Origin of the sequence: Paenibacillus sp. EZ-K15, from assembly GCF_002573715.1 — a bacterium.
Taxonomy (GTDB): Bacteria; Bacillota; Bacilli; order Paenibacillales; family Paenibacillaceae; genus Paenibacillus_AQ.
The window spans coordinates 185,610-204,900 of the sequence record NZ_PDHM01000008.1 but is presented as its reverse complement, the minus strand read 5'-3'; the positions used below and the strand labels follow the sequence as shown (position 1 = coordinate 204,900).

Genomic DNA, 19,291 nt, shown 5'->3' with positions numbered 1-19,291 from the left:
AGCGGAGCTACACGTTTTCGCAGAAAACGCCTTCGAAAGCATCTGCTGTTTTGGGTACGTGAGCACCTAAGATGTTTCCGGAGGAAACATAACTTCGAAAGCATCTGCTTAGGCCCGGCTGAATTCAAGATTCGATGCCGAGCTACTTCCTGATTTGCTTCGTGTTAGATATAGAATTTATTCGTTATCAGCAGAGCTGATGAAATTCTATATCGCAAGAAAACCTACCTTTGAATCGCGGTCGCTCATCCTTGATTGGCCACGATTGGTTTTCTTATCAAAAGCGGACTTTTTGAACAACCTCTTATGCAGACGTCCGGATTCTTATTGCCCTTGCTCTTTCTTTTGTTTCTCTTCCTTGATCTTAATCGTTAATTCCTCTTCCAGCTTACGTAAAAATTCGGCGATATTCATATCTGAGTTTGCGAAGTCTTTCAATTTCTCCGTAATCATACCTTCAGCTAATCGTTGATATTCCGATTTTCTACCTTCAATGATTCTCGCGTTTTCCGGGAAATACGCTTTTACATTTTTGCCTTCGTAAATATCTTTTTCGCTGCCGAATGTCGCGATAACTTCCGGACTCTTCAATACCGTCGGATATCCTGCAGCGGAGAACTTCATCTGCATATCTTCCGCAACGACTTCTTTCATCCACTGGAAAGCTGCATCTTTTTGCTCACTGTATTTATTCAATACATACATATGAGCTTGCGTAGGTGACGCTAACTGTTCTTCCCCTCCCCAGACGGGCATGAGAACCGAATCAACATTCGGTCGAATGGTTTCAGGAATTCCCCATTCCAGGTATGTCGGCCAAGACACTAACATCGCAGCCGTTCCACCGGCAAAGAAGCTTGCTTGCTTATCCGGATGACGTTCATACATACCTGGTATGCTGTAGAACTTTTTCATCAATTCGAAATATCTTGTGACTGCCGGCTCCTTCGTAAGTAATACTTCATCGGTTTCAGGATCGACTACATTCGTAATAATTTCTTTAAGAGGTGCGAGCGCTTCGCTCGTCAGACTGTTCGTAAAGCCCATCTCCAGACCACGGTAGTTTACACCATTTCGTTCTCCGGTCAACTTCTTAGCTAACTCAAAGGTTTCATCCCATGTCATGTGGTCTGTCGGGTAAGGAACGCCGAACATATCGAAAATCTCTTGATTGTAAAATAACGTAATGGTATCAGCAAACGTGGGTACACCTACCATTGAACCCTTATCATCGTAGGAGCGGAGCAAGGATATTACAGATGGATTGATGCTAGTCTCATCCATTTCGTATATCTTCATGAAGTCATCAATGGGCTCAACCATATCCAGTTCTTTTAAACCATCAATTCCCTTGGAACTGTAAATAATATCCGGGACGACACCACTAGCGTTCAATTCTTGCAATGCTTCCGAGGTGGAATCACCTTGAATCCAATGAACGGTTATATTCTTACCTTCTGCTTGGAGCTTATCTTCAATGGGCTGCATGAGAGGAGCAATCTGATCTATGCCCCATTCATGTTGAATGGTGATCGTTGTCTCCTCGCTGAAATCCGTCACAGCTTTACTCGTCCAATCCACTTCTTCTTCCTGTGCAGCTTCTTCGTTAGTCCCAGCAGGTTTCGCTTCGGATACAACTTCCGGTTCTATATTTACCGAATCATTGCCGGTACAACCTGAAAGTATTGTTGTTAGCATGAATACAAAAGTAATGATTAGAAAAATCGATTTTCTCTTCATATATACTCCTCCTGTATTATCCTAAATTATGGATCCAGGTCTACTCGACCAAACCTGTACGTTCAACACTCTCAACAAAGTAACGCTGGGCAAAGAGGTAAAGAATAAGCGGAGGCAATATAACCAGGAAGCTTGCACCCATTTTAATCGGTTCAGCTAAATACTCCGGCAGTCCTCCATTCGTAATAAACGTCGTCAACTGACTATCGATAAATGACATTTTCAGTGCTAACGGCATATCGCCGCTTGAACCCAGGAACATCCTAGGGTAGTACGTGTCATTCCAAGTCCAGACGAACGAGAACAACAGGACGACGAGAATGGCTGGTCTTGCCAATGGAAACATAACGCGTACATAAAATCTCAAAGCACTAGCACCATCGATACGGGCCGCTTCTTCCAATGCTTTAGGCTGCGTGGAGAAGAATTGACGGAATATGATGACAAAGAGTGCGCCCTTGACACCGAACCCAAAAATAGAAGGCAAAATTAAGGTTAATAAATGACCATTCAATCCAAGCTTTGTATACACCATAATCGTCGGCAAAATAACAACTTGCGGCGGAATAATGAATGCCAAGAAGACGAGGAATAGAATCGTCTTCTTGAATGGGACATCGAGCCTTGCCAAGGCATAGCCCGCTAGCCCACACGAGATACAATGCAGCACAGCAGTCGAAATCGCAATCAGTACACTGATGGAAAGAGACTTCGGATAATCCAGCAGCTTCCAAGCTTCGACCACATGACCTAAGTAAACGGAAGACGGAATCCACGTCACCGTTGGATCAATTAAGTCCTTGGCACTCATGACCATCTTCACCAGCATTTTTAAAATCGGGTTCATATACACATAGGAGGTTACGATGAATATTCCGTACAAGACTAATTTAAATATCAGCCCTTGATTCATCTCTCGACCTAGAATCGTATACTTCACTTGCCGTAATCCACGTTTTGTTGTGAACTTCTGTTTCAGTTTCACACGTCTCGCTAATTCAACCTTCATGTTCTGCCTCCCTTCCTCACTAACGATTTACTCCTGCATTTTTCCGGTTAATTCTACTGTAGAGGAGAATGACAATTCCCAAGAATACAAGAATAATAGCGAAGTAAATCCATGCCAGTGCACTATTAAATCCGTAGTTCCCCGTATTAATCAAACTAATTACAGGATTGGATGGGAACGTAAACATATCTACAACGGTATAAATTAAGTTCAGCAGGATGAACGGTGACATTGCCGGAAGTGTGATCTTCCAAAATACCTCCCATGGTGTAGCACCATCAATTCGAGCTGATTCATACGCAGACGTTGAAATGGTCTGAAGTCCTGCAATAAAGAGGAGAATTTGCACCCCGGAATACCATAAGACAAGGACAAATTGATTCAATACGGTCTTTACAGGTTTCGCCCATGAACTGTCCCCAAGGAACATATCCATGTAACCGCCAATATTAAATCGTTCAAGGAAACCTAGGTTGCCTTCCCCTTGATTAATAAATGACATCAGCACAGCACCCGTAGAGAAGATAACCGGTAAGAAGAAGATGGCGCGGAATAAGAATCGACCGGGCAGCTTTTGGTTCAACATAATAGAGATCATCAAGGCAAATATGACGATAACCGGGATCATGATGACGACTTCCTGGAAGTATGGAATTAACTTATCGTATAGATCCGAGCTGTTAAACAAGATCTCACGGTAATATTTGACGCCAACAAAGTCGTACACAATTTTCTTGGGCAATATTTTTACCGTGTGAAAGCTCATAAAGAGTGAGAAGACTAGCGGAAATCCTAAAAAAGCGATAAAGCCGATCAACCACGGTGCAATAAATAACGACCCTTCCAGCTTTCGGGATCTCTTAGCAGAGAGTATTCGCTTTGGGGCCATACTACGCACCTCCTTTGCTTACAATGTAGTCTTTGGCTTTCACAACAGCATCCCCGACGCTAACCTCTTTATCGTTATAATTCACGATGACTTGTTTTCCGTTACTGTATGTTGTTTCAAATACGCCGCTTACGATTTCACGATGGCCTGTAATGAACTCGTTTTGCACATCACCAAGTGCCTCTTCGTATTTTTGATACTGTGACACGATCTCTGCAAGCCAGTCCTTGTAGTTTGTACTGTAGAATTCATGGAGAGAAAGTGATTTAAGCAATTCCTGTGATGAAGCGTTCGTTACGACAAACGACGGTACTGTGCCGTATTCGATTCCCTTCAAGAAATTGTCCGCATAGTCATCACTCAAGTTCGCATACTCGAATGAGTATGTAGTCAGACCATGAAGAGCTATTTGGGCGAATGGTACAACACGATCGATAAACATGTCATAGGAGAAGTTAGAGGCCATGTTGTCCATATGGCTAATATATGGGAAGGTGTACGCGTTACCTCCTGCCCCTCTTACGCTGCCGAATGTTTCTTTTGTCTTCTGAAACAATTGGCTCTGGATTTCCTTTGATTGTTTTCTTGTCGCTCTATAGTTCTCATTAAAGTCCGTATTCAATAACGATCCGATTCCTTGACCGTATACATAGCCATTGATTCCTAATGATTTCGCTTCTTGGAGATCTCCTTCTATAACCCCTTTCATAAATTGAGGACTGACAAACGTCTTCCGTCTGCTATCCCAATTCATCGATTCTATGACGGAAGAAGCTAGGTCACGAAGACCGTCTCTATTTTTTCGAAATCCGTCTTCACCGCCTCTGTTATACGTATAGGAAGAGGCATCAAGATAAACCGCATAGCCCTTCGAATGAGCAAAATCGGTGAATTTCTTCATTCCCTGATTACCGCCCAGTTGATCTGGAACGGGGAAGTCACCGCCAAACTTACTGTATCCATCGTTTTGCCAGCCAAGATAAGTGATGTCCATATGATCGACACCAAGTGCAGACAATTCTTGTACGATGCCTTCCGCCTCTTTCGTCGTAGTTAATGGCAGATATGAATCCCACAAAAATCCGTCTTCGGTATCGCCGCCAAGTAAATGCAGCTGCAGCCGCAGCTTCGCATGCTCACCTTCTAACGGTTTCATCGCTGACTCCTTCATCAACAATTCCCGATAGCGTTCAGCTAATGTAACATAGCTAATTTCTTCGTTCTTCTCCTCGATCATATAATAACGGGTCGCACGATCCGACTTCGTTATTTCCTTGCTATACGTCAAGTAACCGTTCTGCTTCTTCGTATCTGTCGGTTGGAAGAACTTGAACCGGTATTGATACTCCGGTGCAACCCAGTTGAATTGACTGAATGATCCCGAAGGCGCCGCAACCACGTTCGCGTACTCTTCACCTTCCGTAATGACTCCAAGAAGTCCTTGTTTATTCGATTTAATGCCAAATACCGGCATAGTAATCGGATTACGATCAGACATGGTATTGCGGTTACTGTATGCCCAATCGTCACCATAAACACGTTCCGTATAGAGGTTTTGTGTACCCGCTCGACGTTCTCTGAAATCAATTAAAGCGCCCGGCCCGTCTGGAATGTATAGAAATCCATCTTCGTCATCCGAAGTTTGTGCACCCAAGAAAGGGAATAAGCGAATGGACGCTAGGCGAGCCATAGGATCTTTTTTGGGCTTCGGTTTCTTGACTTCTTTGCCATCCTTATCAACCGTTGCTGCCGCTGGTTCTTCCTTCGGCATGACTTTCTCATCTACCAGACCTTCAGCTAATACTTTGGTTTCAACGAAATCTTCGCCAAGCTTGACTTCTACAGGAATCATGAAGCCAAGATCCGGCATGTCATACATAACTTTAAATCCCTGATCTGTTGCTTCGAACTGGCTAATTCCCCCTTTCTGTGCATAGAAGTTGGTCTCTTTCAGCAAGTCTTTACGCAGATTAAACTCTACATACCGGAACATAAAGGGTGAAGCAAGATGCAGCTTCCATGCATCTGTATTTAGCTTATCCTGCCAATCCTTCGGATTAGGAAAAGAGCGCCATACTTCTCCTGTCGTTTTACTTGTTACAGTAAAATGACCGGAGGATTTATCAGCTTTGAGCAATAATTTCTCATTCTCCGATATCGTTTGGAACTGGGTTTCATCCGGCAATTTCCCATTTGATTTCGCAGGGGTTACTGCCTTTGTCGTACTCGTCTGAGGTGCTCTCTTTGTCTCCGTTTTAGTCTTTGTTTCAGTCTGTGCTGTAGTTTGAGTTTCGGTCTTCGTCTTATCGGTTGAAGCGGATGTAGCAAAGATGAAACCGCCGAGCGTCGACGCGAATAAGACGCAAATCGCAGCTACCATTAATCGTTTTTTGGAGCGTAATAAGCGCATCACATCGACACCTCCTGATAGATCGTGTAAACAAAGTTACCAAATTCGGATGTGAGTCCGATTAAGATGAACACAAGTACCCACATAATGGTCATCGTGATGACCGTAAGTGTTATATTCAATACCGTTTCGCCAACACCGTAGTTTTGCAGCGCTTGAATGTTCCAGAAGAATAACAACCCGCTCCACAAAAGCATACCGACCTCGATAGAGCTGTAAATGGATGCTTCGCTTTGTGTAAAGATGTTCGAAATAAGAGCAAGCGGGATCCCGAGTAACACAACCGGGAATAAGGAATAACAGCTTCCCACGAACACATCTTTAAACCTTGCTTCACCTTGCTTGATCGAACCTACCAGATAGTTACATACCACCCATGATAACCATACGGCCAAGAAGACTGTGAGCATGTAAGTTGAACCCTTTGCATAGACCGGCACTGGATTATATGTAAAACTCGTGTAGAACGATTTCACCAGCAGCATGACTACCGTTAATATGAGAATAACGAAAGCACTGATGTAGCCACCCTTATTCAAATATCTCAAATCACCAAATCCATCTATGGGATGTTTCAAGATGTAGAATACATGCTTTAATTGCTGGAACCAGGTTTGACTGTTTAACTTATTCGATTTCGGCATCATTCGGAAATTGAATTTTTTCTTTAGCCTGATAAAAACCCATAATAAGAGGCTGGCTATAATAACAGAGTTCGCCAAGGTCGAGAAGTTTTTCTGGAACCATTGCAAGCGAATCTGCCAGAATGAGTCTGAGTATCCCTCACCATCTCCTGCAAGCTTGAACAAGTCTCTAGCGCGCTCGTACTCACCGCGAGAAAATGCGGCCTGAGCGATTCCTTTATAAGCTGGAGAGAAGTGAGCATTCAACTTCAGTACTTTGTTCCAATACTGCTCCCCTTCTACATACTTGCCTTCCTCCATCAACTTGTAAGCTTCGTGAACCGTTGCTCCAAACTCGGTTGGTTCATACTCTTGAATGAGGCCCAGCGCTTCATCCAAAATATAAAGGTGTTTGTTTGAGTTGGTTTCTACTGCAACAGGTGCCGCTGTTAAACCAACCAGCGAATTACCTAAGGCAGAACGGCCTGACCAATAAAATAACATCGTACCGTTTGCATCATACTGGGAGACAATGTTCCGTGATTTATCAATAATCGTTACATTACCATTCTGATCTAAGGAAACATCGGTAAGCTGCTTCTCAATCAATTCATCAGATTCTACGGTAGCTAAGGAAAACAACCGTTCATTGAACGACATCTCTTTCCATATATTTTCACCGCGGATGTTTAATTTCTTGACTTGCTCTGTTTTGGAACCGGAAACCGTATAGATAAAGCCTTGATCATCGATATCTATATTCCGGATCGTTACAGGCAGAAGTCGAACCTGCCGACTCAATTGCTCTTTCGAATAAAACTGTCTCCGAATGATATCCATCAGCGTTACTTCCGTTTTATTCGTACCGAAGAACTGGTCGAATTTCCCCTCGGGGGTAAATTGGATGATCCCGTGATAACTCCCTTTCGATACAACATATATAAAGCCGCGTTTATCGATAACCATATTCGTCGGTTCATATACGAAGGATTCATTAATAAGTGGTGATGTAGGACGACCAATTTCATTCAATAATTTCGCATTCTTATCCAGGTGAACAACTCGCTTATTACCTGTATCCGCAATGTAAACATCGCCATTATCGGCAACAAACACACCCTGTGGTTGATTGAGCGGACTTTCTGGTAACGTGATTAACCGAACAAGCTCACCACTTTCATTCAGATGAACAATCCGATTATTATCGGTATCCGCAATATAAATATCATCATTGTCTGCAATGAATAGATCTTGAGGCCGCTGCAGCGATGTATATTCTACTTCACCCTTCTCATTGACGACTGGAATTTCCTGCGCTAATACGCCGACTGGAGAATAAGCAGATTGAGTCATAATCGTACGTTCATAACTATCTTCCGTGAAGGTACGATAAGGAACATCAGCGCTTGCGATCATCGGGAATCCAGTCAGTGCAATCAAGCAGACTAGCCAAAGCACATATTTTCGTTTGCTTGGATTGTTGTGCATTGTACACCTCCCCCATTCCACTGCTTATTTGATCCCCGAATGCGCCATGGTCGTGATTACTCTTCTCTGGAAGATCAAAAAGATGAGCAATGACGGTAAAAACATGATTAATGCTCCTGCCGCCGCAGCTCCCTGTCTAGCTACCGAGTTACTTAGACCAGATGTTAATGTGCTCATGTAAAACGGCAGTGTCTTCATGGAATCTTCCTGCATGAATAAAGTTGAAGTCTCTACATTCCCCCATGCCGATTGGAAAGCAAGGATTGAAATCGTTGCGATGGCAGGTGTAACGATGGGCATAACGATGCGCAGGAAAATTGTGAATTCTTTCGCGCCATCGATCTTCGCTGCTTCAAGCAACTCGTTCGGGACTTGGTCCATAAACTGCTTCAATAGGAATACGCCCACTGGCATGGCAACAAGGGGCAGTACGTGACCCAAATAAGTGTTCATAATCCCTAGGCTTTGAATGACGATAAAGCGTGGAATTGCAATGGCTTCTGTTGCGAATAGCAACGACAGCATAATTAAACCAAGTACAATTTTCGAACCTGGGAACGGATGCTTCGATAAAGGATAGGCACACATCGCTCCTGTGATCACCATGGCAACGCTAGACAATAAGGTAACCACAATACTGTTAAATACATACCTGGATACCGGCACAATGGTGCTTGCCGTCATGGCAAACAGTTCCGAGAAACTCCCCGTTGTTGGCTCCCTAACAATAAATGTGGGCGGGAACATGAATAACTCATGCAATGGTTTAAATGCATGGTTTAACAAATAAATGAGCGGAAGGAGCATGAAAATGGCAAGCGGCAAGATACAGATGGCAATCCATATTTGTGCTCGATCGATCAATCTCAGAGCTAATACAAAATCGCTCCATTTTATCTTTAATTTCCGCTGCATGGCAGTCATCCGTGCCTCTTGCATTATTCATCCTCCTTCGGTGCGAATAAATAACCGAAAAATTTACTTAACACATAACACATCAGAAGAACGACGATAGAAATCGCACTCGCGTAACCGAGTTCGAAACGAATAAAACCATAGTCATTGATATGATCAATTAATAATTGACCCGCATAATTCGGGGTCGGGTTCGTACCCGACAATTGAACCCCAATACCACCGGATTTAATCGTATGAACGATTGCCATAATGGCTGCGAACATCATCTGTGGCTTCATCATTGGAATGGTGATGTACCACACTTCTTGAAGACGGCTCGATATACCATCAATTCGTCCTGCCTCGTACAATTGTCTATCCACATTGAGAATACCGGCCAAGATGGCCAAGAAACCAATACCCATAGAAGACCAAATCGAGACAATGATCATAATATTGAGAAGGTAGTCTTTATCGAGTAAGAATAAAACCGGCTGATCAATGATTCCCCATTTGAGCAAAAAGCTGTTAATATAACCCGATCGGTCCCCGGTAAACATAACGGTCCAAACAACTGCCATCGCAACACCTGCAGATAACGAAGGAGCATACATGGCAAGTGCATACCAAGTGCGCATCGTTGTTGGCAGCTGAGCAATTAACCAGGCTAACAAAAAGGCCAAGATGTAACCGACGGGCCCTACGAATACGGCAAACTTAAACGAGTTAGGCAATACATACTGCAAGAAAATAATGTCCTGTGAGAATAAATTCTGGTAGTTAAGCCAGCCCCGCCATGATGGAAAATCAAAGGCATTAAAATAGGTGAAACTTAACAGAATACCTGAAACAACAGGAATCAGGATAAATATGATGAACATCGCCATAAACGGCAAAATAAACAAGTAAGATAAGCGGTACTTCCACATGTCTTTCAGCAAATAACGAATCCGTTCCGAAATACTGGGCTTCGTCTTACCGAGCATGGTCTTAGCTCCGTTCACCTTTTCAGAAAGAGCTGCTGCATTATCTGTCATTCAGAATTGCTCCTTTCCAAGGTTCCGTAATTCGGATCAGATCGAGCTTCTTCAATACTTGCCCGTTTTCATCGATATAATTGAACTCTTGCTGTTTACGCTTCATCTCTCGGTTTATTTCTTTAACCGCCTTCTCTAAGGCAATCCTTGGATTTACTTGATCAATGGCTGCATTGTTCCAAGCAAAACCAAGTTCTCGAGCCGTCATATATCCTCCCGGTACATTGGGCCATTCTTGCATCCACTGCCATTGATCCAAAATAACGCTGAGATCATCCTGTTTCCAAGGCATATTCGCAAACGCATGAACATTAGCTGAATTCCAGCGGAAGGTTTCACCGCGATATTGCTCCAGATTAAGTCCAAACTCGGTTTGAATATCTTCGGACATATACCATTTCACAAAATCCCAAGCGAGATCGCGTTTCTCTTTCGGCGTATCATTGAAAAGAATGTTCGCTGTCGGTGCTCCCCCGGCAGCCCATCTTGCAATCGTACCGTCTGCCTGCTTTGTTCCAGGAATAGGAGCGATTGCCCATTCATTCATAATTTCCGGTGCTGCGACCAGTAGCTGCATGTATGTATTGAAATCTGAAATACCGATCGGCATGGTTCCATCTCTAAACTGTTGATAGAAACTGTTCACTTGTCGTTCCATTCCGTACACATTGAACATTTCCGTCCATTCTTTGAACGCTTCAAAAGCCTTAGGTTCATTCAATGCACTCGTCAGTCCGTCTTTCGAATACAACTCCACGTTATTTTGGAAGAACAGGTACGAGAAGTTATCCGGCGGGATGTAGAAGTTGCTTTCGTTCTGTAATAACGTCGGCAGAATCTTGTATACATCATCCCAGGTATCCGGAACAGATAGGCCAAGCTGATTCATAATATCCTTGCGATAAAACATGATGTTAAAGTTATTCGTCTCCGGGATACCATAAACACCACCGTCATAACGGTGTGGCTGCATAATACCTGGATGGAATTGATCTAACAATTCCTCCGAATCCGGGAACTTTGTAAAGTCATAAATGGCATTGCGCAATGCATAATCAAAGATCGATGCACTCGGTACCCCAATTGCTATATCAGGTAATATCCCGGCTGCTTTACCGAGAACTACCAAATCTGCCGACTGGACCAAATTGATATTCACTTTAATGCCATGCTCAGGTGTAAATCGTTCATTGGCAAGCTGCTGCAGCTCATCAACGTAATCACGCCCTTTGAACATCCAAATATTCAATTCATCTTCTGCATTCCGATCAAGCTGGTTCTTGCTTGAGAAGGAATAGAACAACGTAACGATCGAGTTCCATAATTTCTCGAAGAAGTTTGCCTCTATTTTAGGCAGTTTTGTATCGGGGACAGCTACATAAATTCGATCAATTTGCAGCGGGGTATTCATCAAATCCACACGCTGGGCCTCAATTTTCTCTTGCATCGTTCCGATGGTTAACTGACTATAAGGAATTTCATTCGGATCTTTCAATAAATCTTCTAAATCCCGCACACTGGACTTAAAGGATTGTGACACATTGTCCCTTACCTTATTGATTGCGAGCATTTCATCCGTAAGTTTGTTGAAGCTATCCCTTAATACTTCAAGTCTCTTGGTCATACCCGGGATATCTTTCTCGATATTCCATACGCGATACGCATCTGTGCTATTCCCTGTGGCTATTCGAAGTTCTCTGGAAACGTCGCGAAGTTCCTTCGACATCTGATCGATGTCGGCTATGACGGGGATATAAGGCTCGACAGTTGCTTCCATCTTGATCGAATGCTTTCCTTTTGTGAAATAGAAATCAAATAATTCCCCATCCGTATTAGCAAGCGATACCTTTTTCCAGTCGCTGTCATATGGGAACGGAACGTTTTTCATTTCGTTAAAAGGAATTTCACCGTCAATATAAATATTTCGGAATACCGTAGCATTTTTACGCAAATTTTGTTTCACACGGAATGTCAGATGGTATAGGCCATCTTCCGGAACTTCAAAATCCCAAGTCACCGCTTGACCGCCTTTATTCCAGCCCGTACCACCCAGCGTATTAAATCGAACGAGATCGAGCGACTTAGGCTCAGATAACGGACTCCGATCGTATTGCGTTTGAATCGAAGAGGAGTTTTTAAGACTGAACTGTTCACCCTCGATGACAATGGCTTCCTTACTGCCGCTTGCTGCATTAGTTGGATACGTTTTTTTCACGTCTTCATAATTAGCAATGTCTTTAGGGACTTGTAAACGGAATGATTTCAACGCGACCGACTGGCGAATCGTCTCTATACGAATCGTGTTTTCCCCTTTGTTCAAATGCCATTGCAACGGTTTGCTATAAGACCCCTCAGAATCACGAAAAGAAGTCGTTTTCCAACCCGCTTCTTCGTCAATCAATGAACGGATTTGATTACCCTCATCATCATATTTCTCAGGTCTCACCTCAGAGAATCGCCGTTCCAACGAAACGGAATGTGCCTCGCGAAACGGATATTCTCCATTGATCTGGACACTCATGATCACCGACTGGCGCCCGAGCCCATCCTTTGAAAAAAACGGGTGATAATCCGTAGCCAGTTCATATAAGCCTTCTTGATCTACATTTACTTTGTACTCTACCCAGCCTTTAGGCTGAGACCATAGAAGAACATCATGCTCGCCTTCATAAGAGCCCACGGAGACGACAGCATCATCCGACTTCGCATGATACGATTTAGCGTCAATCTCAACCTCCTTCGTTCCCACCTTAACCTTCTTCTGCTCCCATTCTTTCGATATGGTATAAAAATAAGGCTCATGGCTCGAAACATCTTGAGTAAGTGTACCCGGACTGCTTGTTTCTGCAATCTTGGGATCACCTTGTGCGTTACCTGGCAACACCGGATTACCTATAAGGGCTACGGATAAGATAACGAGCAATAATCGGTTAAGAAATTTAATACTTCTCTTTACCATTCGTATCCCTCCATCACTTTGTTAATAGAAGCCCTGTATCTTTATGGAAAAATAATGCTTTGTTCATATCCACGGCGACAGCAGTTCTCATTCCATCGTCAAAGTGATAGCGTGGGTGAGCACGGGCAACTAGATATTTCTCGAGTCCTATATTCATATGGTAGTAACGGTCAGATCCAACAAATTCACTTAATTCCATCGTTCCGTTAATAATCGACTGTGGATACGCTTCCAACATAATTTCCTCAAAGCTAATGTTTTCTGGCCGCATTCCAATAATGATTCCTCGATCTACGAGATTCATCTGTCTTATCGCATGAGCTTGCTTCTCTGTAAGCTTGAGCCCGAAGCGCTTCGTATGGAATTCAAGGAACCCTTCACGTTCTTCAATTTTACCGGTCACAAAATTCATCGGCGGGTTTCCGATAAAGTTAGCTACGAACAGATTAGCTGGTTCATTATAAATGATCTCTGGCGTATCTACCTGTTGAACAATCCCCTTCTCCATGACCACAATACGATCGCCCATCGTCATCGCTTCAATCTGATCATGGGTAACATAAATCGTCGTGACACCGATTTTTTTGTGAAGCCGAATAATTTCCGAACGCATCTGCACACGCAGTTTAGCATCCAAGTTAGAGAGCGGTTCATCCATCAGAAATGCCTGTGGTGTACGAACAATCGCCCGACCGAGTGCAACACGCTGGCGCTGACCGCCCGATAATTCTCTTGGTTTACGGTCCAGATAGTTTTCAATTTCTAGCACGCGGGCAGCCCGTTTAACCGATGACTCAATTTCATGTTTCGGAAGCTTTCTCATTTGCAGACCAAAGGCAATATTATCGTAGACAGACATGTTCGGGTATAACGCATAGTTTTGGAATACCATCGATATATCACGGTCTTTAGGCGGCATATCATTCACAATGGTATCGCCAATGTAAATTTCGCCTTCTGAGATATCTTCTAATCCCGCGAGCATACGTAATGTTGTCGATTTACCACATCCTGAAGAACCTACAAAGACAAGAAATTCCTCATCCTCAACTTCGAGGTTAAAGTCTTTCACTGCGTATTCTTTATATTTCCCGTAACGTTTGTGAACATGATTAAATATAATTCTCGACACTAGAATTCCTCCTTTGCATGATCCTGTTTTCCCCAGTCACTACCTTAGTTTGAATCTTTTGGTCATGGAATATCTATTGTCCCTTAGCCATGGCATCTTTGATTTTCGCCTCAGATTCTTCCTGCAATACTCTTAGAAACTCTGGAATATTCATATCTGACTCAGAGAATTTCAGAAGGCTCCCTGAAAGATCCACATATTGATCCCATTTGCTGATCATTTTTGGAATGACTGGTTGGCGTGAGAAAAATGCGTTGATATCCATACCTTCATAAACTTCAAGTTCTGCGCCGAACTCTTCGTAAACTTTCGGATCGGTTAGTACTGGACGGTCCCCAATTCTCGCTAATTGGGCCTGATGCTCGGGAGACACATATTCGGCAAGGACTTGAAATGCCTCATCTTTATGCTCACTGTATTTATTAATAATGAATGGATGCGAGAATGAAGCTGGTGCAATATTCGGTAATTCCGGCCATACCGGCACAGGTACGGATTGAATATGTTTCGTGATTTCCGGATCTCCAATGCCCCATTTCATGTATCCCGGCCAAGATACGATCATAGCGACATTTTTATTTTGAAAGGAATAATCCTTTCTGACTTCCGGATCATCACTATAAATACCAGGGATGCTGTAGAACTTCTTCATCAATTCAAGGTATTTAATAATTGCCGGTTCTTTAGTAATTAAAACCTCACCTGTTTCGGGATCCGTCAGGTTCACATTTAATTGCTTTAAAGGAACCAAGGCTTCCGTACCTGCGAATCCAGGGCCCATCTCAAGTCCATGATATTGGATTCCGTCTCTTTCACCAGTCAGTTTCTTCGCAAGATCAACCATGGCATCCCATGTCAGATCCCCTGTTGGATAAGGCACTCCAAATAGATCGAAAACCTCTTTGTTGTAAAACATCGTATAATTGTCGCTAGCTGTAGGCATACCTAGCAATCTGCCCTCAGAATCGACTAAACGCCAGTAAGCTATAATGGAAGGGTCTATACCACTAAGATCGAATTGGTGGGATTCGATCAAATCATCGAGTGGTTCGATCATATCCAGCTCCTGCAACGCGTCAATTCCCCAGTTGGCAAATATGATATCCGGCACGATTTGTTTCGCGTTCAGCTCTTGCAATGGCTCCAATTGTGCTTGGGAGTCAACTAATTCCACGTTAATATTCGAAAGCTTCTCATCAATATCCTTAAAAAGTTTATCGAACGCCTCTTGTCCCCATGGATACAAAATCTTGATGGTAACCTCATCTGTCGATACGGCCTGTTCATCTTCTGTTTTCGCATCCGTGGATGGCGTATCCGTGTCTACTGTTTCCGTTGTGGCTTCCTGGTTGCCACCACGATCCGTACTGCACCCTGACAACAACATTGAAATAGACAACATAATCACAAACAATAGGACAAATGCGTGTTTCAGCTTCATTTACCATTCCTCCCATTGCATTTCATTTTTATTTCTTGGATTGCTCTTCCTTGATCTTAATTTCCGACTCTTCCTTCAGTACACGTGTAAATTCTGCTACGTTCAAATCGGTAGTCGCAAACTTCGTAAGTGCCTCACTGAACGCAACATGCCGATCCCATGGGCTTTTACGTGCAGGTGGTTCAGCAAATGGATTTTGGAACATCGCCGTGACATTTTTGTCTGTATACGTTGGATCGTCTGCACCGAACAATTTCCCATCCTCTTGGCTTAAGGATACGGAAGGAGTACCCATCTTCATCCGGTATTGTATCTGGTATTCAGGGGAGATCACGTAGGTTAACACTTGCAATGCTGCTTCTTTATGTTCACTGAAATCATTGATGATCCATGGATGAGCCCCTGGTTTAGGAGCTAATCCCGGCATATCTGCAAACGACGGAACGGGAACCATATCCATACTTTTCTCATATTCAACTCTCTCTTCCGCTTCTCCGCCAAACCAAGTTAAGAAGCCATGCCAGTTAATGACCATTGCAGCTGTTTTACCTTCAAATTTACTTTGTTCTTCTGGATTATAGATGTTGGGTATACTGAAATATTTCTTGAGAACTTCCATCATCTTTGCAAATTTAGGATCTTTATCAAACAATACTTCACCCGTCTCCGGGTCTGTATAGTTCATCGATAATTGGTTAAATAACGCTGTTGGCATGGCCCCTAGATCAAGACCACTATATTGAACACCGTCCTTCTTGACGGTCAGCTGCTTCGCTAGATCAATAAGTTCATCCCACGTCATATTGTCAGATGGATAGTTGGCACCTAACAGATCAAAGATTTCCTTGTTATAGTACAATGCGAGGACATCGCCAGCATCGGGAAGACCAATCAGACGTCCTTCTTTGTCCCTTGAACGTAATTCCTGAAGCAGCTGTGGATTGACTCCACTTAAATCAACGCCATACTCAGCAATCATGTCATCCAGACCGAATACCATCTCAAGTTCTTCAAACGGTGCTTGACCGGTGTAACCTAATACAATATCAGGAACAATACCTTGCGCACTTAATTCCTGCATATTCTCAGCCGTCCCGTTCCAGTCAACATGCTCAACGGTCACATGGGGGAATTGCTCCTGAATCGGATCAATCATTCTCGGTGTGAAATAGTCGATTCCCCACGGCGTCGCTATTTTCAGCGTTACGGGTTCATCGCTAAATTGTTTGACAGGCTCTTTCGGTTCCTCTTCCTTACCTTCCTCCGTGTTAGTATCCGTATTATTGGTATTCGTCGCTTCAGTCGGGCTTTCTGGTTCATTAGCTGTATTATCCGAGCCGCTGCAAGCGGTTACAAAAATGGTAAACATAAGGCACAGAATCATAAGCACATTCCAAATTTTTCGGTTCTTAATCACAATCAATTCCCCCTCATGGTTTATTCGGAATCATAGGTCTCCCCCACATGGTAGATAGCCATTTGGCGGATTGAAGGCACATCTTCATAATCTGTTATTTCTAACTGAAGGCCTTTAACTTTAATCGCAGGGATGCGAATAATTGCTTTATGCCCAATGTTTCTTCCTTCGTACACCGTGATTGACCGTTGAGTCTTCTCAGTCGTGACGTTAATCCGGAAACTCCGAACATGTTCTCCGTTCGTTAAATCCTCTTGAATCATGATATGATCGATTACATGAGGTTTCGTTGCCTCATAAGACCATCCTGACTTATTCTGTGAACACTGTTCTATTGAAGCAATAGGATGATCGAATCTTCTACGAATCTCATCACCCATTGCCTGTAACTGTACCGTGTCTTTGGCAGGTAACAGCCCTTCTCGATCCGGTCCGATATTTAATAGCAAGTTAGCGCCTCGACCTACCGAATAATAATACAAGCCCATAAGTTGATCCAGACTCTTGACGGTGTGCTCATCACGATCACTGTAGAACCAATTCGCCCGCATCTGTACATCGCACTCAGCAGGTAACCATATATGTTCACCCAATGCATCTTTCTGCTCGGTTAAAATCGAGAAGTCCGTTGCATCTGTAACATTCCAGCAAGGAATCGGTGCAATCCCGTCTTCATTGCCTACCCACCGGAAATTAGGATCGCCCATATTAAAAATTAAAATATTCGGCTGCAGTCGGCGAATCTCACGAATAATCCTTGCCCAATCATATTCATGATCTTCAGAGCCGCAACCGTCAAACCACAGAATATCAATGTCTCCATAATCTCCGAGCAGTTCTGTAATTTGATTAACAAAGTAATCATCATAAGCACGAGCATCCTGATTATAAAAATCTGCCGAGCCGTCAAATGGAGAATAATATAATCCAGGTTTCACACCATACTTACGGCAAGCAGCGACGAACTCCTTCACAACATCCCCTGTTCCCTCTTTCCATGGGGACTGAGCAACCGTGAATGAACTATATTTCGATGGCCAGTTAGAGAAACCATCATGATGTTTGGCTGTCAATACCGCGTAGTTCATCCCAGATTCTTTAGCTGTTCGAATCCACTGCTCGCAATCTAACCGAACTGGATTGAATTCCGCAGGTGACATCGGGCGCTTATCAAAATCAACATACCCCTCATAGAATGTACGCAGACCAAAATGCAAAAACATGCCGAACTCCCAGCCCTGATACTCTAATTGCCGAAGAGTAGGTTTAATCATCGAATTCGTCATCATAAAGACCCCTCTCAACTTTTTTCTAATCTTAACAATTCTGTTGTGAAGGTGGTGTGAAGATGTTGCGAATTTCATGTGATGATTCAAAACGATAAATAGCAGTAAGGACGAGTGTCCTCACTGCTATTTAAAGAGGTTAATTATGTATTAGTGCGTGTTCAAAAAGGCAAGCTGCTTTCATTACAATTTTTCATGTAGATACTTTGTTTAACAACAACTGCTGCATGAAAGCGATTTGAATAACACCCATGACAACAGCACAAATGGGTATCGCTATAATTACTGCTGCGGGGCTCCATAAATAGTGAAGTAGCAAGCTAATGACGCCTGAACTGATCATCATGACAATAATAATTCCTGACGTGTTAAAACTTGACGCTTGAAAATAACGTCTGCTCTGACGGAATGCTGCATCCACATTCAATTGATTAACAACGATACAATATTCGACATAAATAAAGATGACTCGGAGAACTACAAATATAACAAGGGACAAGAACAGTCCAATAACACCTAGAAACGCTGCCAATAACGTGGTAATGGCTGTCTTTGCTGCGGTTATGATCATAAACAAGAAGATAAAGCGAACCACGTATGTTTTGCCGTCTTTCATAAATTGACCGATTGATATTGGACTGCCTTCCACAACATTACGCAAAGAAGCGATGTACCCCCCCTGAGCAAAAGCCATCAGTAACAGCATGAAGATAACAGGAATCCACGCTCTCACGGATATCGCATCACCCATAAACTGCATTTGATTGATGAGCTGCGGAATATTACTAACATAACTGACCGATGGAATCCCCATCTCCAGAATAAGACGTATGGATAGTGAAGGTACACCAATAAAACCAACAATCATAAGCCCTATAATGAATGATAACGCATCCAAAATAATCGGATACATCATAATTAATGGGTTTTTGAATAGCAAGCGGAATGTTTTTTTCATGATGA

Annotated in this window: 13 protein-coding genes; all 13 read right to left on the bottom strand. The window is 43.1% G+C overall.

Annotated elements, in window-relative coordinates:
- Window positions 1-324 precede the first annotated feature (324 nt).
- Window positions 325-1,740: an ABC transporter substrate-binding protein gene (locus tag CRG97_RS05455; RefSeq protein WP_098742109.1), complete on the bottom strand. Its 1,416-nt coding sequence runs from the start codon at window positions 1,738-1,740 to the stop codon at window positions 325-327.
- A gap of 40 nt (window positions 1,741-1,780) precedes the next feature.
- Window positions 1,781-2,749, bottom strand: coding sequence for a carbohydrate ABC transporter permease (locus CRG97_RS05450; protein ID WP_076325471.1), 969 nt, complete (start codon window positions 2,747-2,749; stop codon window positions 1,781-1,783).
- A 19-nt stretch (window positions 2,750-2,768) separates the two neighbouring features.
- A complete protein-coding gene (locus CRG97_RS05445) occupies window positions 2,769-3,638 on the bottom strand; it encodes a carbohydrate ABC transporter permease (protein WP_098742108.1) in 870 nt (289 codons plus the stop codon).
- Window position 3,639: 1 nt separating this feature from the next.
- Entirely contained in the window at window positions 3,640-6,048 is a 2,409-nt protein-coding gene (locus CRG97_RS05440) for a DUF5696 domain-containing protein (RefSeq protein ID WP_098742107.1), read from the bottom strand.
- Window positions 6,048-8,159 (bottom strand): YIP1 family protein, encoded by a 2,112-nt coding sequence (locus tag CRG97_RS05435; protein WP_098742106.1) that lies wholly within the window; start codon window positions 8,157-8,159, stop codon window positions 6,048-6,050. Before CRG97_RS05435 ends, CRG97_RS05440 begins: the two co-directional genes overlap by 1 nt.
- Before the next feature lie 24 nt (window positions 8,160-8,183).
- Complete coding sequence (locus CRG97_RS05430) at window positions 8,184-9,098, bottom strand: carbohydrate ABC transporter permease (RefSeq protein ID WP_098742105.1); 915 nt, start codon at window positions 9,096-9,098, stop codon at window positions 8,184-8,186.
- Complete coding sequence (locus CRG97_RS05425) at window positions 9,098-10,093, bottom strand: carbohydrate ABC transporter permease (protein WP_202618871.1); 996 nt, start codon at window positions 10,091-10,093, stop codon at window positions 9,098-9,100. The genes CRG97_RS05430 and CRG97_RS05425 overlap by 1 nt, the downstream gene beginning before the upstream one ends.
- Window positions 10,083-13,052 carry an extracellular solute-binding protein gene (locus CRG97_RS05420; protein WP_098742104.1) on the bottom strand — a complete coding sequence of 990 codons (2,970 nt, stop codon included), beginning with the start codon at window positions 13,050-13,052 and terminating at the stop codon, window positions 10,083-10,085. The genes CRG97_RS05425 and CRG97_RS05420 overlap by 11 nt, the downstream gene beginning before the upstream one ends.
- A 13-nt stretch (window positions 13,053-13,065) precedes the next feature.
- Complete coding sequence (locus CRG97_RS05415; protein ID WP_098742103.1) at window positions 13,066-14,184, bottom strand: ABC transporter ATP-binding protein; 1,119 nt, start codon at window positions 14,182-14,184, stop codon at window positions 13,066-13,068.
- A gap of 73 nt (window positions 14,185-14,257) precedes the next feature.
- Window positions 14,258-15,625 carry an ABC transporter substrate-binding protein gene (locus tag CRG97_RS05410; protein ID WP_098742102.1) on the bottom strand — a complete coding sequence of 456 codons (1,368 nt, stop codon included), beginning with the start codon at window positions 15,623-15,625 and terminating at the stop codon, window positions 14,258-14,260.
- Window positions 15,626-15,653: 28 nt separating this feature from the next.
- A complete protein-coding gene (locus tag CRG97_RS05405; RefSeq protein WP_098742101.1) occupies window positions 15,654-17,042 on the bottom strand; it encodes an ABC transporter substrate-binding protein in 1,389 nt (462 codons plus the stop codon).
- A gap of 20 nt (window positions 17,043-17,062) precedes the next feature.
- Window positions 17,063-18,331 (bottom strand): alpha-L-fucosidase, encoded by a 1,269-nt coding sequence (locus CRG97_RS05400; RefSeq protein ID WP_098742100.1) that lies wholly within the window; start codon window positions 18,329-18,331, stop codon window positions 17,063-17,065.
- Window positions 18,332-18,521: 190 nt separating this feature from the next.
- Window positions 18,522-19,286 (bottom strand): hypothetical protein, encoded by a 765-nt coding sequence (locus tag CRG97_RS05395; RefSeq protein ID WP_098742099.1) that lies wholly within the window; start codon window positions 19,284-19,286, stop codon window positions 18,522-18,524.
- Between the last annotated feature and the right edge of the window lie 5 nt (window positions 19,287-19,291).